Here is a 12,744-nt window from a genome sequence, read left to right on the forward strand (position 1 = left end):
ACAAGCGTTAATAACCAGATTCTGGTTCACCGAGGGAGTCCCCCATGACCCACCGGCCGTCGCAGCCCCGTACCGACATCCCGCGGTACCTCACCGAAGAGCGCCTCGCCATCCGCGACCTCGCCCGTGACTTCGCCATGACGAAGGTGCTGCCCGTCGCCAACGAACTCGACCCCGTCCAGGGCACCATCCCCGACTCGCTGAAGAAGGAGATGGCCGAGACCGGGTTCTTCGGCATCATGATCCCCGAGGAGCACGGCGGCCTCGGTCTCGGCGTGTTCGAGTACTGCCTGGTCGCCGAGGAACTGTCCCGGGCCTGGATGAGCGTGTCCGGTCTCCTCGCCCGCGGCAACGGCATGGGCGGTGGCTTCACGCCCGAGCAGGAGGCCGCCCTGCTGCCGAAGGTGGCTCGCGGCGAATACCTCGGCGCGTACGCCCTGTCCGAGGCGGAGGCCGGCTCCGACGTCGCCAACATCTCCTGCCGGGCGACCCGCGACGGGGACGAATGGGTCGTCAACGGCACCAAGATGTGGTGCACCTACGCCGACGAGGCCGACTACCTGGTGCTGTTCGCCCGCACCGATCCGCACAAGGATCCGGCCAAGCCGCACCGCGGGATCAGCGCGTTCCTCGTCGAGAAGCAGCGCGGCGTGTTCCCGGAGGGGATCTCGGGCACCAAGGTCCGCAAGATCGGCTACTTCGGCTGGCACACCTGGGAACTGTCGTTCGACAACTTCCGCATCCCCGCCGGCAAGATGCTCGGCGAGGAGGGCAAGGGCTTCTATCTCGCCGTCTCCGGGCTCGAGGTCGGCCGGGCCCACACCGCGGCCCGCGCGATCGGCCTCGCCCGTGCGGCCCTCGAGGACTCGATCGCCTACGTACACACCCGGCGCCAATTCGGCCGTCCCATCGGGGACTTCCAGCACCTGCGGTTCAAGATCGCGAAGATGGCGGCCGACATCGAGGCGGCCCGTCAGCTGATGTACTCCGTGGCCACCGACATCGACACCGGGCGGCGCTGCTCGCTCGAGGCGTCGATGTGCAAGCTCGTCGCCACCGAGATGGCCGAGCAGGTGACCAGCGAGGCTGTGCAGATCCACGGCGGCGCCGGCTACACCACCGACTTCCAGGTCGAACGGCACTGGCGCGACGCGCGCCTGACGAAGATCTTCGAAGGCACCAGCGAGATCCAGATGCGCATCATCTCCGACGAGCTGCTCGGAAGGCCGGAAACCGCATGAGCACCACACTGAACACCCTCCGCGTCGGCGATCGCACCGCCGGTTCCGGCCGGATGGCCGCCGACCTGCTCGCAGAGTCCGGAATCGTCCTCCCGACAGGGACGTTCGCGCTCGGGACCGTCGTCGCCGAGCTGCTCACCCCGCCCGTGCCCGCCGCGCACCGCACGGGACTGCGCTGGACGGCGATCACGCCGGTCACGGCGGTGGACCGGATCCGGTCGGAGGCCGTCGTCACCCGTGTCGAGGGCACCACCGCCGAGCGGTTCGTCCGCGTGCTCGATGCCGCCGGCGCCGTACGGGAGGAGGGCACCGAGACCTGGAAGCTCACCGGACCGGCCGAACCTGTTCCGGCACTGGACTTCTGCACCCCGGCCTGGGGTGAGCTGCTCCGTGACCACCTCGAGGCCGACCCCGCCTTCGGGTCCGCCCTGGCCACCTGGGACGGCACCGTCGGCCTGCGCTGCGGCGACCGGGAACTGCACCTGCGGATCTACCGCGGCCGCATCGTCGACGTCACGCGGCGCACCCCGCACGGGGCCACCTTCACGTTCGTCGCACCCGACCACACCTGGGTCGACCTGATTCTCGGTGCGCACGACGACTTCATGCGCCGCGCAATCGGCGGCGAATTCTCCTCCACTGGAGACGGGTACGAGTACCTCCGGCTCACCAAACCGCTGAACCTGATCATCGGCCACGCCCGTGCCGTCGCGAGAAAGGCCCGCTCATGATCGAGGCCCGTTACCTGGACATCGACGGAGCCCTCGGATTCGTCGAGATCGTCACCCCCGCCGGCGAACACGCGCCCGACGCGCTTCCCACCGTGCTGTGCCTCCACACCGCCGGCCAGAGCGGGGTGCAGTGGCGGCACGTCGCCCGCGACCTCGCCGTCCGCGGCTACCGCGTCCTCGTGCCCGACCTGCCGGGACACGGCCGCTCCGAACCGGCCCCGGACGGACCGGTCACCAGCCTCACCACCTACGGCGACTGGCTCGGCGCCCTGCTCGACGCGCTCGACGTGCACCGGCCGTACGTGCTCGGCTGCTCGATCGGCGGCAAGCTGACCCTCGAGCTCGCCACCCGACCGGACCGGCCGCTCGCCGGCGCCGTCGCGATGGAGGCCGAGGCCGGCCCCGGCCGCGTCAACGTCTCGGGTCTGCGCCGCGAACTCGAGGACGTCGCCGGGCCGTCCCGCGCCGAACGCACCTATCTGGGCACCCTCGCCTCCGTCGGGCGTTCGGTATCCGCCGACACGGCGCACCGGATCGCCCTCATGCACAAGCGGGAGGACCCGGAGATCTCGTCGTCCGACCTCATCGGCTGGGGCACCCACGACGTCCGCGACCGTCTGTCGCAGTTGACCTGCCCGCTCCACCTCGTCGTCGGATCGGACGACCCGTGGCTCGAGGCGGACGCCGTCGCGGACCTCGCCGACCGGATCAACGAGATCTCTCCCGGGCGCGCACGGTTCACCCGGCTCGACGGCGTCGGTCACTACCCGATGGAGGAGGTCGACGACTTCGCCGCCCTCGCCGACTCCTGGCTGACCGAGCTGCGGGCCGCCACCGCGGAGGTGCTGTCGTGACCGCGACCACCACCTCCGGACTGGCTACGTTCCTCGACGACCTCGTCGCCGCCGATCCCGGTGCCGTCGCCACCTACGACGTCGCCGACGAACAGCTGCTGATCTGCAGCAGGGCGGAGCTGCGGCGCCGCGTGCAGGCGGTGCGGGCCGAACTCGCGGCCGTCGGCGTCCGGCGCGGCCGGTGCATCGCGGTGGTGTTGCCCAACTGGTCCGACGCCCTGGTGTGGCAGTTCGCGGCCGCGGCGCTCGGTGCCCACGTGATCGGCGTGAACACCCGCTACAACACCGCCGAGGTGGCCCACATCCTCACCGCGGCGCGGCCGGCGGTCGTCGCCGTCGCGGCCGGCTTCCACGGCCTGGACCTGTTCGGCACGCTCCGCGCCGCCTCGGAGGTTGCCGCGGTGCCGGCTCCCGCGGTCGCGGTCGTCACCGGACCCGGCGGGGGCTCCGCCGATCCGGCCCCCTTCGACCTCGGCGCCGGGTCCTGGTGCGCGGGCGGCGGCGATACCCGCGGCGTGCGCGTCCCGGACACCCCCGACACCGCGACGCTCACGCCCGCCGGCGCGGAGGACGATCCGGCGGACCCGCTGGCCGTCGCGTTCACCACGTCCGGCTCCACCGGAACCCCCAAGCTCGCCGCCCACCGCGACTCGGCGATCGTGCGGCACGCCCGCGCCGACGCCGCGATCATGCGGGTCGAGCCCGGCGACGTCGCGCTGTGCGTGCTGCCGGTCTCCGGGGTGTTCGGCTACAGCACCGCCATGGCCGCGCTCGCCGGCGGTGCCGCGCTGCTGATGGAGCCGGTCTTCGATGCCGCGGCGACCCTGCGCCGCATGGAACAGCTGCACGTCACGCACGTCGTCGGGGGCGACGACCTGTTCGGCCGGCTCCACGACACGTGGCACGCCGAGGTGCGCGCCGACCTGTCGGCGCTGAAGTGGCTCGGCATCGCCGACTTCCTCGGCCGCTCGCACGAGATCGCCGGCTGGGCACGCGACGAGTTCGGCGCCCACACCTCGGGGGTGTTCGGGTCGTCCGAGGTGTTCGCGCTGGCGTTGCTGTGGTCGGCCGGCGACCCGGAGTCGGTGCGCTGGAACGGCGGCGGCCGACCGGTGGACCCGTCGATCGACGTCCGCATCGCCGACCCGCTAGACGACCGCGCCCTCCCGGACGGGGAACAGGGCGAGCTGCAACTGCGCGGCCCCAATGTCGTCGACGCCTACCTCGGCAACCCCGATGCCGCCGGCCGCGCGTTCACCGCCGACGGCTGGTTCCGCAGCGGTGACCTCGCCGTCGCGACCGGAGACGGCGGTTACACCTACGTGTGCCGGATGGGAGACGTGCTGCGGCTGCGGGGTTTTCTCGTGGACCCGGCCGAGATCGAGCACCGTCTCGCCGAGCACCCCGGCGTGCGGACCGCGAAGGTCGTCGGCATCGCCGGCGACGGCGGCTACACCCGGGCGGTGGGGTTCGTCGTCCCCTCCGAGGACGCCACCGAGACGGCCGACGCCGCGCGCCTGAAGTCGTGGTGTGCCGAGACGCTGGCCGCGTTCAAGGTGCCGGCGACGATCCACGTGATCGAGGCGATGCCCACGACGGTGGGCGGCAACGGCACCAAGATCCGCGCCGTGGAACTGCGTGAGTGGGCGCAGCAATGGACCGACCGGGAAAGGGACTTCCGACGTGACCGCAACTGATGTGACCGCAACCGATGTGGTGATCTGCGAACCGCTGCGCACACCGGTGGGCCGGTACGGCGGGGCGTTCATCGACGTCCCCGCCACCGACCTCGCCGCCGGGGTGATCTCGGAACTGCTGGCGCGCACGGGCATCGACCCGGAGTCGGTGGACGACGTGATCTTCGGCCAGTGCTATCCCAACGGCGAGGCCCCCGCGATCGGCCGCGTCGCCGCGCTCGACGCGGGCCTGCCGGTGACGGTGCCGGGCCTGCAGCTCGACCGCCGGTGTGGTTCCGGGCTGCAGGCCGTGCTCGACGCGGCGATGCGCGTGCAGACCGGCGTCGCCGACGTCGTGATCGCCGGCGGCGTCGAATCCATGAGCCGCGCCGAGTACTACACCGAATCGATGCGGTGGGGCGCCAAGGGAGCTCCGGCCGCCCTGCACGACCGCCTCGCCCGCGGCCGGGTCACCGCCGGCGGCCGTCACCATCCCGTCCCCGGCGGCATGCTCGAGACCGCCGAGAACCTGCGCCGCAGGTACGGCATCGGCCGGCGCGAACAGGACGAGCTGGCCGTCGAATCGCACCGGCGCGCGATGGCCGCCATCGAATCCGGGGTGTTCGCGCAGGAGATCGTGCCGGTGGCGGTGCCCCAGCGCAAGGGCGACGACCGCATCGTGGACCGGGACGAGCATCCGCGTGCGGACGCCTCCGTCGACACCCTCGCGAAACTGCGGCCGATCATGGCGGCGCAGGATCCGGAGGCGACCGTGACCGCGGGCAACGCCAGCGGTCAGAACGACGGTGCCGCGGCCTGTCTCGTCACCACCCGCGCGCAGGCGGACCGCCTCGGCCTGCGTCCCCTGGGTCGGCTGGTGACCTGGGCGGTGGCCGGCGTCGCGCCGTCGGAGATGGGCATCGGCCCGGTGCCGTCCACCGAGAAGGCCCTGAAGCGCGCCGGCCTGACGCTCGCCGACATCGACCTGATCGAACTCAACGAGGCCTTCGCGGCGCAGGCGCTCGCGGTGACCCGTGAATGGGATTTCGGTGCAGCCGATTTCGAGCGGACGAACGTCAACGGCTCGGGAATCTCGCTCGGTCACCCGGTCGGGGCGACCGGCGTGCGCATCCTCGCCACGTTGCTGCGCGAACTGGATCGTCGCGGGGCGCGCTACGGCCTCGAGACGATGTGCATCGGTGGCGGGCAGGGGCTGACGGCGATCTTCGAAAGGGTCGTGTGACGACCCGGCCGCTCGAGGGGATCCGCGTCGTCGACCTGTCGAGCTTCGTCGCCGGTCCGACCGCCGGGCGCATCCTCGCCGAGCTCGGAGCCGACGTGATCCGTGTCGATCCGGTCGCCGGCGCGGTCGACGGCGGGCGGTGGCCCCTCGCGGAGTCGGGAGCGAGCCTGTACTGGACGGGGCTGAACCAGGCGAAGCGGTCCGTCGCGGTGGACCTGCGCAGCGCGGACGGTCGCGCCGTCGTCACCGAGCTGATCGCCCGGGCCGGGGTCGTGCTCGAGAACGCCGCCCACGCGCCGTGGCTCGCTCACGAGGTGCTCGCCGCGCGACGACCCGACCTGATCCACCTGCACATCGCCGGCAACGCCGACGGCACCCCCGCCGTGGACTACACGGTCAACGCCGCCGTCGGGCTGCCCAGGATGACCGGGCCTGTCGATGCCGCGGCCCCGGTGAACCACGTGCTCCCGGCCTGGGACCTGATCACCGGGGTGCAGGCGGCCCTCGGGATCGTCGCCGCGCTGCGCAGGCGGGACCGCACAGGGGAGGGCGCCTACCTCGAGCTCGCGCTCGAGGACGTCGCGGTGTCCGCGGTCGCGAGCATGGGCTGGTTGGCCGAGGCCGAGGAGCGCGGTTCCGCCCGCGATCGGCAGGGCAACGCGCTCTACGGCAGCTACGGGTCCGACTTCGCCACGGCGGACGGCCGCGCCGTCATGGTTGTCGGCCTCACCCCCGCACAGTGGCGATCGCTCGTCGAGGTCACCGGCACCGCCGAGGTCTTCGCGGCGCTCGAGCGGCACCGCGGCCTGCGTTTCGCCGACGAGGGGGACCGCTACGCGGCCCGCGACGAGATCACGGCGATCCTGCGTCCCTGGTTCGCGGCGCGCACGCTCGCCGAGGTGGAGGCGGACCTGGCCGGCACCCGCGTGCTGTGGGCGCCGTACCGGACGATGGACGAGGTGGTCGCCCGCGAGTACGCGGTGATCGAACGCGTCGAGCAGCCCGGGATCGGTCCGGTACCGACCGCGCGCTCCCCGTTGCGCTGGGACGGGACGTACACCGAGGCGCGCCCGGCGCCGCGCCACGGGCAGCACACCCGAGAGGTACTCGAAGAACTCGGTCTCTCCCCCGAACGTGGAGACGAACCCGGCGGAGCGCGCTGACCGCGGCGTGTCGAGTGCGCTGAGCGCCATTCGGCCCGGTGACGAGCCCGGTCACTCCTCGGCGAAACCGCCGAAGAACAGCGCAACGAGCACGTCGGTGAACTCGTCGGTGGTGTATCCGTCGCGTCCCGGCCAGTGCATGCTCGCCCACAGCGCGTCCCGCACCGTGCGGTAGAAGACCTCGGCGGGGATGTCGGAGCGGAAGCTGCCGTCGGCGACGCCGGTGGCGATCGCGGTCAGCCAGTAGTCGCGCACCGTGCGCGACGGTGCGTCGACGACGTCGAGCAGGCCGTTGTCGCGCAGGTACTGCCGGTTCTGCTGGTAGATCGCCGTCGGATGGGGATGCTCCTCGATCACGGCGAGTGTCTGGTGGATCAGGCCGCGCACCGTCTCGCGGGGACTCGTCGAGGTCTCCACGACGCGCCGGAAGCGCTGGTCGATGTCGGCCATGAAGCCGCTGAGGATCTCGGCGACGAGTGCATTCTTGGACTTGAAGAAGTGGTACAGGCTGCCGGAGAACACTCCGGCGCGTTCGCCGATGTCGCGGACCGTCGTCGGCCCGATCCCCTTGGTTGCGAAGAGTTCGGCCGCGAGCCGCATGATCTCGTCGCGTCGGTCCGACGTCATGGTCACCTCACCTTCCGATTCGCCGGTTCGGCGCGAGTTTTCCGCCCTCTGTTCCAACTGAGTGGGAATGGGCAGTCCTGGCGGGGCGCCCGCGCCTACGGTACTGCACCAAGCGCTTGCTCAAGAAAGGTGGTGCGGACATGCCGACGCTGGAACAGGAGTTGGAACGCGAGTTCGAACAGTACGTCGGGAAGGTGGCCGAGCCCGCGCGGGTGGCCCGGTACGCCGTCGACGAGGCGATGATCCGGAACTGGGTCGAGGCCCACGACGACTACAACCCCGTCTACGTCGACCGGGACGCGGCCCGCGCGACCGGACGACCGGACGTGGTGTGTCCGCCCGCGATGATCTCGACGTGGGTGATGGCCGGCTACCGCCGCTGGCGCGAGGTGCAGCGGCTGCGCGCCGAGGGCCGGACCGAGGACTTCGCCTACTCCGCGCTGCTCGCGCTGCTCGACCGGCACGGCTTCACCTCGGTGGTCGCCACCAACGTCGAGCAGGACTACCACCGCGAACTCGTCCCGGGCGACCACGTCACCGCGCACTTCACCATCGAGTCGATCTCCCCGGTCAAGCGCACCGGCCTGGGCCGCGGCTGCTTCGTCACCCTGCACAAACGCTACGAGAACCAGCACGGCGAACTGCTCGTCGAGGAGCGATTCCGGTTGCTCCGCTTCAACCCGAACACCACCGAGGAGGCGTGATGACGGCCGTTCCCAGGTTGACCGTCACCCAGGACAACGAGTTCTGGTTCGCAGCCGCCCGCGAGGGCCGGCTCGAGATCCAGCGCTGCAGCGACTGCGGCGCGCTCCGGCATCCGCCGGGACCGGCGTGCCCGAAGTGCCGCTCCTTCAAGTGGGACACCGTCGAGTCGTCGCGCCGCGGCACCCTGCACAGCTGGACCGTGATCCATCATCCCAAGGATCCGTCCTTCGACTATCCCCTTGCGGTCGGGCTGATCGACCTCGAGGAGGGCATCCGGATCGTCGCCGACATCGCCGGGGTCGAGCACGACCGGCTGCAGATCGGCATGGAGCTCGAGGTCGGCTTCGCCGAGCACGCGCACGGCGAAATCCTGCCGCAGCTGCGCCTTCCGGGCGGGGGTGCCGCATGAGTCTGCCACCGGTCGTCGTCGGCACCGAACTGCCGGCACTGGATCTGCCGCTCGATCGCAGCACCATCGTCGCCACCGCCATCGCCTCCCAGGACTTCGAGGACGTGCACCACGATCCGGGGGCGGCCGAAAAGCGCGGCACGCCGGACATCTTCATGAGCATCAACTCGACGAACGGGTTCGTCGACCGCTACATCACCGACTGGGCCGGGCCGACCGCCCGCATCCGCCGCGTCGCACTGCGGCTGGGCGTCCCCAACTTTCCCGGCGACACCATGCGCCTGACCGGGACGGTGATCCGCGTCGACGCCGGCGCCGTCACCGTCGAGGTGCTCGGCCGTAACGCCCGAGGAACGCACGTGACCGCCGAGGTCGCCGTCGCACCGTACGAAGGGGAGACACGATGAGCGGCAGGATGATTCCCGGCGGGGGCTTCGCCCGCAAGGCGGCGATCGCCGGCATCGGCGCCACCGAATTCTCCAAGAACTCCGGGCGCAGCGAATGGCAGCTGGCCTGCGAGAGTGTGCTCGCCGCGCTCGAGGACGCACAGATCGGCGTCGAGGAGGTGGACGGCTTCGCGCTGTTCACGATGGAGACCAACCCCGAGATCGCGGTCGCACGCGCACTCGGCATCCCCGAACTGACGTTCTTCAGTCGCATCCCGCACGGCGGCGGCGGCGCGTGCGCACCCGTGCAGCAGGCGGCGCTCGCCGTGGCCGGCGGGGTCGCCGACGTCGTGGTCGTCTACCGGGCCTTCAACGAACGCTCCGGCACCCGGTTCGGCGCCGGCCCGCCGCCGTTCGCCTACACGGCCAACACCGATCAGGAATACCGCAACTGGATCAACCCCTACGGGCTGCTCACCCCCGCCCAGCAGGAGGCGTTCCTCGCCCGGCGCTACATGCACAAGTACGGCGCGACCAGCGCCGACTTCGGCCGCATCTCCGTGCTGTCGCGCAAGCATGCCGCCGTCAACCCCAAGGCATGGTTCTACGAGCGGCCCATCACCCTCGACGAGCACCAGAACTCCCGGATGATCGCCGACCCGCTGCGGCTGCTCGACTGCTGCCAGGAGAGCGACGGCGGACAGGCCCTGGTGATCGTCAGCACCGAGCGGGCCCGCGACCTGCCGCACCCGCCGGCCGTCGTCTCCGCCGCCGCGCAAGGCGTCGGGCCCCAGCAGATCTCCATGAGCAGCTACTACCGCGAGGACATCGACGAGATGCCCGAGGTCGAGCTGGTGGCACGGCAGCTGTGGGATCAGGCCGGCCTCGATCCGGACGACATCGACGCCGCAATCCTCTACGACGCGTTCACCCCGATGGTGCTGCTGCAACTCGAGGAGTACGGGTTCTGCGCCCGCGGCGAGGCCAAGGACTTCATCGCGGACGGCAACCTCGAACTCGACGGCCGTCTGCCCGTCAACACCCACGGCGGACAACTCGGCGAGGGATACATCCACGGCGTCAACGGAATCGCCGAGGGCGTGCGGCTGATCCGCGGCACGTCGGTGAACCAGCCCGGCAAGGACGTGTCGAACGTTCTGGTCACGGGCGGCTCCCCGGTGCCACACAGCGCACTCGTGCTCTCCACCGACAACTGACCGACCACCCATCCAGAGGAAGTCCCGACATGACCGAACGCATCACCTATGCCCGCGCCACCCACGGCGAGGACGAAATCCGAGCGGTGGTCGACGTCCTGCGCAGCGGCCATCAGGGGCTGCGCATCGGCAAGAACGTCCTCGAGCTCGAACGCCGCATCCCCGAGCTGTCCGGGAAGCAGTACGGCGTGATGTGCAACTCCGGATCCTCCGGCCTGTACCTCGCGGTCGAGCTGCTCGACCTGCCGAAGGGCAGCGAAGTCATCACCTCGCCGCTGACCTTCTCCACCGACGTCGCTCCCCTCGTGCGCGCCGGCCTGATACCGGTCTTCGTCGACGTCGAACCGGACACGTTCAACGTCGACGTCACCAGGATCGAAGCGATGGTCACCGACCGGACCCGCGCCGTGCTCATCCCGAACCTCGCCGGCAACTGCCCCGACTGGGACGCGATCCGGGCCGTCGCCGACCGGCACGGCCTGAAGGCGATCGAGGACACCTGCGACACCCTCGGCGCCCGGCTGCGCGGCACGCCCACCGGCGCGCGCGCCGACCTGACCGTCACCAGCTTCTCCATGGCCCACATCATCACGTGTGCCGGCACCGGCGGCATGGTCATGATGGACGACGAGCAGACCCGCGATCGCGCACTCCTGCTGCGCCGGTGGGGACGTCGATCCGAGCCGAACCTGTTCGGCAACGGACGTGGACGCGTCTTCCGGGAGGATCTGGACGGGGTCGACTACGACAACGACTTCATCTTCGACCTGCTGCCGTGGAACTTCGAGCCGTCCGAACTCGGCGCCGCCTACGGTGTCGTGCAGCTGAACAAGCTCGCGCAGAACTACGAGCGGCGCCGCAAGACCTTCGCGGAGTTCACCGCCGCGTACGGCGCCTACCCCGAGTTCTTCAGCACACCGGTGGAGACCGACGGACTCGACACCGCCTGGTTGTGCTATCCCGTCACGGTCACCGCCGACGCCCCGTTTTCCCGTAGCGACCTGCAGGAATTCGTCGAAGCGCAGGGCATCGACACGCGAACCGTGTGGAGCGGCAACATCACCCGCCACCCGATGATGGCGGGCGTCGAGCACCGCGTGCCGGACGAGGGCCTGCCCGAGGCCGACGCGGTGTTCGAGCGCGGCATGACGCTCGGCATGAGCCACGGGCTGTCCGACGAGGAGGTCACCCGCGTGACCGACGCGATCCACGCCTTCGCCGCGAAGTGGAGGTGACCGCCGTGCCGTCTCGTTTCACCGGCCGCATCTGCGACAGCCTCGGCCTCGTCGACGAATTCGGGCGCGAGGTCCGCGGGCTCGACAATCGGCAGTGGACCCGGCTGGAGGTGCCCGCATGAAGCCCGTGATCGTCGACGCCGCACGTACCCCCTTCGGCAAGCGCGACGGCTGGATCTCCGGTCTGCACGCCGCCGAGCTGCTCGGCCTCGCGCAACGCGGCGTGCTCGACCGGCTCGACCTCGATGCCGCCCTCGTCGAGCAGGCCGTCGGCGGGTGTGTCACCCCGATCGGGGAGCAGTTCGGCAACATCACCCGCACCGCGTGGATGCACGCCGGCCTGCCGTCCCACACCGGGACCACCACCATCGACGCCCAGTGCGGCACCGCGCTGCAGGCGGTGCATCTCGTCGCCGGGCAGATCGCGCTCGGCACCCTCGAGGTCGGCCTGGCGTGCGGCGTCGAACTGATGTCGCGGGTCCCGCTCACCTACAAGGTCGGCACCGGCGCCGGCACCCCGCGGCCGGCGTCGTGGTCGGTGGACACCCCCGACCAGTACACGGCGGCCGATCGCATCGCCCGGCACCGCGGCTTCTCCCGCGAGGACCTCGACGCGTTCGGCCTGCGGTCGCAGCAGCGGGCGCGCGACGCCTGGGACGCCGGGTGGTTCGACCGGCAGATCATCCCCGTCGCCGTCCCGGGCGACGACGGTGACACCACGGTCACCCGGGACCAGGGGCTGCGCGAGACCGGCATGGAGGCGCTCGGACGGTTGCGTGCCACGATCGAGGGCGGTCTCCACACCGCCGGCACCTCGTCGCAGGTGTCCGACGGGGCGAGCGCCGCGGTCCTGATGTCCGAGGACAGGGCACGTGAACTCGGCGCGGCGCCGCGGGCCCGGCTGCTCGCGCAGTGCGTCATCGGCGGCGACACCGAGTTCATGCTCGACGGTCCGGTGGCCGCGGCGCAGGTGCTGCTCGACCGCACCGGGATGACGGTCGCCGACGTGGACCTGTTCGAGGTCAACGAAGCCTTCGCGGCCGTGCCGATGTCGTTCGCCCAAGTGCACAAGGTCGACCCGGACGTGCTCAACGTCGGCGGTGGTGCCATCGCCCTCGGTCACCCGGCCGGCGCCACCGGAATCCGGCTGCTGGCCAACGCGATCGACGAACTCGAACGCCGGGACCGGCAGGTCGCGATGATCGCCATCTGCGCGTCGGCTGCCACCACGTGCATGATTCTGGAACGGATGTAAGT

At 71.0% G+C, this 12,744-nt stretch carries 13 protein-coding genes; 12 read left to right on the forward strand and 1 reads right to left on the reverse strand.

Annotated features, from left to right (window positions below; translation table 11 throughout):
• The first annotated feature begins 44 nt into the window (after positions 1-44).
• The 6 genes from ACWPOB_RS19495 to ACWPOB_RS19520 are packed head-to-tail and all read left to right on the forward strand — an operon-like array spanning position 45 to position 6,908.
• On the forward strand, positions 45-1,241 hold the full coding sequence (locus ACWPOB_RS19495; RefSeq protein WP_455401832.1) for an acyl-CoA dehydrogenase family protein: 1,197 nt from the start codon (positions 45-47) through the stop codon (positions 1,239-1,241).
• Positions 1,238-1,972, forward strand: a complete 735-nt coding sequence (locus tag ACWPOB_RS19500; RefSeq protein ID WP_100056715.1) for a hypothetical protein — start codon at positions 1,238-1,240, stop codon at positions 1,970-1,972. The genes ACWPOB_RS19495 and ACWPOB_RS19500 overlap by 4 nt, the downstream gene beginning before the upstream one ends.
• Complete coding sequence (locus tag ACWPOB_RS19505; protein ID WP_100056714.1) at positions 1,969-2,826, forward strand: alpha/beta fold hydrolase; 858 nt, start codon at positions 1,969-1,971, stop codon at positions 2,824-2,826. Before ACWPOB_RS19500 ends, ACWPOB_RS19505 begins: the two co-directional genes overlap by 4 nt.
• Positions 2,823-4,523 (forward strand): AMP-binding protein, encoded by a 1,701-nt coding sequence (locus ACWPOB_RS19510; RefSeq protein ID WP_455401833.1) that lies wholly within the window; start codon positions 2,823-2,825, stop codon positions 4,521-4,523. Before ACWPOB_RS19505 ends, ACWPOB_RS19510 begins: the two co-directional genes overlap by 4 nt.
• Positions 4,510-5,745: an acetyl-CoA C-acetyltransferase gene (locus tag ACWPOB_RS19515; RefSeq protein WP_100056048.1), complete on the forward strand. Its 1,236-nt coding sequence runs from the start codon at positions 4,510-4,512 to the stop codon at positions 5,743-5,745. The genes ACWPOB_RS19510 and ACWPOB_RS19515 overlap by 14 nt, the downstream gene beginning before the upstream one ends.
• Entirely contained in the window at positions 5,742-6,908 is a 1,167-nt protein-coding gene (locus ACWPOB_RS19520; protein ID WP_100056047.1) for a CoA transferase, read from the forward strand. Before ACWPOB_RS19515 ends, ACWPOB_RS19520 begins: the two co-directional genes overlap by 4 nt.
• Before the next feature lie 51 nt (positions 6,909-6,959).
• On the opposite strand, the gene ACWPOB_RS19525 is transcribed toward ACWPOB_RS19520, so the two are convergent.
• A complete protein-coding gene (locus tag ACWPOB_RS19525; RefSeq protein WP_100056049.1) occupies positions 6,960-7,535 on the reverse strand; it encodes a TetR/AcrR family transcriptional regulator in 576 nt (191 codons plus the stop codon).
• 140 nt (positions 7,536-7,675) lie between these two features.
• Between ACWPOB_RS19525 and ACWPOB_RS19530 the strand changes: the two genes are divergently transcribed.
• The 6 genes from ACWPOB_RS19530 to ACWPOB_RS19555 all read left to right on the forward strand — a co-directional run bounded on the left by ACWPOB_RS19530 (position 7,676) and on the right by ACWPOB_RS19555 (position 12,742).
• Positions 7,676-8,239: an FAS1-like dehydratase domain-containing protein gene (locus tag ACWPOB_RS19530; protein WP_100056046.1), complete on the forward strand. Its 564-nt coding sequence runs from the start codon at positions 7,676-7,678 to the stop codon at positions 8,237-8,239.
• Positions 8,239-8,649: a Zn-ribbon domain-containing OB-fold protein gene (locus ACWPOB_RS19535; protein WP_043803139.1), complete on the forward strand. Its 411-nt coding sequence runs from the start codon at positions 8,239-8,241 to the stop codon at positions 8,647-8,649. The genes ACWPOB_RS19530 and ACWPOB_RS19535 overlap by 1 nt, the downstream gene beginning before the upstream one ends.
• Positions 8,646-9,056, forward strand: a complete 411-nt coding sequence (locus ACWPOB_RS19540; RefSeq protein WP_100056045.1) for a hotdog family protein — start codon at positions 8,646-8,648, stop codon at positions 9,054-9,056. Before ACWPOB_RS19535 ends, ACWPOB_RS19540 begins: the two co-directional genes overlap by 4 nt.
• The gene (locus ACWPOB_RS19545; protein WP_100056044.1) at positions 9,053-10,252 is read left to right on the forward strand and encodes a lipid-transfer protein; all 1,200 of its coding nucleotides are present in this window, start codon (positions 9,053-9,055) and stop codon (positions 10,250-10,252) included. Before ACWPOB_RS19540 ends, ACWPOB_RS19545 begins: the two co-directional genes overlap by 4 nt.
• A gap of 29 nt (positions 10,253-10,281) precedes the next feature.
• On the forward strand, positions 10,282-11,487 hold the full coding sequence (locus ACWPOB_RS19550; RefSeq protein ID WP_455401834.1) for a DegT/DnrJ/EryC1/StrS family aminotransferase: 1,206 nt from the start codon (positions 10,282-10,284) through the stop codon (positions 11,485-11,487).
• A 118-nt stretch (positions 11,488-11,605) separates the two neighbouring features.
• Entirely contained in the window at positions 11,606-12,742 is a 1,137-nt protein-coding gene (locus ACWPOB_RS19555; protein WP_100056043.1) for a steroid 3-ketoacyl-CoA thiolase, read from the forward strand.
• The last annotated feature ends 2 nt before the right edge of the window (positions 12,743-12,744 follow it).

Source organism: Rhodococcus sp. 2H158 (assembly GCF_053764755.1).

Coding starts and splice junctions, on each gene's coding strand:
- ACWPOB_RS19555 (WP_100056043.1), top strand. CDS start 11,606: ATGAAGCCCGTGATCGTCGACGCCGCACGTACCCCCTTCGGCAAGCGC.
- ACWPOB_RS19545 (WP_100056044.1), top strand. CDS start 9,053: ATGAGCGGCAGGATGATTCCCGGCGGGGGCTTCGCCCGCAAGGCGGCG.
- ACWPOB_RS19550 (WP_455401834.1), top strand. CDS start 10,282: ATGACCGAACGCATCACCTATGCCCGCGCCACCCACGGCGAGGACGAA.
- ACWPOB_RS19525 (WP_100056049.1), bottom strand. CDS start 7,535: ATGACGTCGGACCGACGCGACGAGATCATGCGGCTCGCGGCCGAACTC.
- ACWPOB_RS19505 (WP_100056714.1), top strand. CDS start 1,969: ATGATCGAGGCCCGTTACCTGGACATCGACGGAGCCCTCGGATTCGTC.
- ACWPOB_RS19535 (WP_043803139.1), top strand. CDS start 8,239: ATGACGGCCGTTCCCAGGTTGACCGTCACCCAGGACAACGAGTTCTGG.
- ACWPOB_RS19495 (WP_455401832.1), top strand. CDS start 45: ATGACCCACCGGCCGTCGCAGCCCCGTACCGACATCCCGCGGTACCTC.
- ACWPOB_RS19540 (WP_100056045.1), top strand. CDS start 8,646: ATGAGTCTGCCACCGGTCGTCGTCGGCACCGAACTGCCGGCACTGGAT.
- ACWPOB_RS19500 (WP_100056715.1), top strand. CDS start 1,238: ATGAGCACCACACTGAACACCCTCCGCGTCGGCGATCGCACCGCCGGT.
- ACWPOB_RS19530 (WP_100056046.1), top strand. CDS start 7,676: ATGCCGACGCTGGAACAGGAGTTGGAACGCGAGTTCGAACAGTACGTC.